Below are 1,122 nucleotides of genomic sequence, written 5' to 3' on the forward strand. Positions count from 1 at the left end.
GCCCAGCCGTACCGAGGTCCTCGGAGAGCCCGAGGAACGCTTCGACGAGATCCTCACCCCTGGCGCCCTGCGCTTCGTGGCCCGTCTGCACGACGAGTTCGCCGACCGCCGCACCGAGCTGCTCGCCGAACGCGACCGCCGCCGCGCCGAGTTGGCCGCCGGCGGCACCCTGGACTTCCTCCCGGAGACCCATACCGTCCGTGCGGACGACACCTGGCGGGTGGCCGGCGCCGGACCCGGCCTCCACGACCGGCGGGTCGAGATCACCGGCCCGCCCGAACGCCGGATGGCCGTCAACGCGCTCAACTCCGGGGCGAAGGTGTGGCTGGCGGACTTCGAGGACGCCACCTCCCCGACCTGGCACAACCTCGTCTCCGGCCAGCTCAACCTGCTCGACGCGATCGAGCGCCGGATCGACGACACCACGCCGGAGGGCAAGCGGTACCGGATCGGCGACACGCCCGCCACCATCGTGGTCCGCCCCCGGGGCTGGCACCTCGACGAGGCGCACCTGCTGGTCGACGACCGCCCGGCCGTCGGTGCCCTGGTCGACTTCGGCCTCTTCCTCTACCACTGCGGCAGGCGGCAGATCGAGCTCGGCACTGGCCCGTACTTCTACCTGCCCAAGCTGGAGAACCACCACGAGGCCCGCCTGTGGAACGACGTCTTCACCTTCGCCCAGGCCGAGTTGGGCATCCCGCACGGAACGATCCGGGCCACCGTCCTCATCGAGACGATCACCGCCGCCTTCGAGATGGACGAGATCCTCTACGAGCTGCGCGAGCACGCGGCCGGGCTCAACGCGGGCCGCTGGGACTACCTGTTCAGCCTGATCAAGAACTTCGCGCAGCACGGGCCGCGGTTCGTCCTGCCGGACCGCGCCGGTCTCACGATGACCCAGCCCGTCATGCGCGCCTACACCGACCTGCTGGTCCGCACCTGCCACCGCCGCGGTGCCCACGCCATCGGCGGCATGGCCGCCGCGATCCCGCAGCGCGACCCGGCCGCCAACGAGGCGGCCCTCGCCAAGGTTCGCGCCGACAAGGAGCGCGAGGCCGGCGACGGCTTCGACGGCTCCTGGGTGGCCCACCCCGGTCTGGTGGACACCTGCCGGGAAGCCTT

Annotated in this window: 1 protein-coding gene; it reads left to right on the top strand. The window is 71.8% G+C overall.

What is annotated here, in order from left to right; translation table 11 throughout:
- Positions 1 to 1,122: malate synthase A (locus AB0O00_RS40820; protein ID WP_363659711.1), on the top strand; the 1,122-nt coding region annotated here is incomplete at both ends.

It is taken from the genome of Kitasatospora sp. NPDC093558 (assembly GCF_040683475.1).
In the GTDB taxonomy this organism is placed as follows: Bacteria; Actinomycetota; Actinomycetes; order Streptomycetales; family Streptomycetaceae; genus Kitasatospora.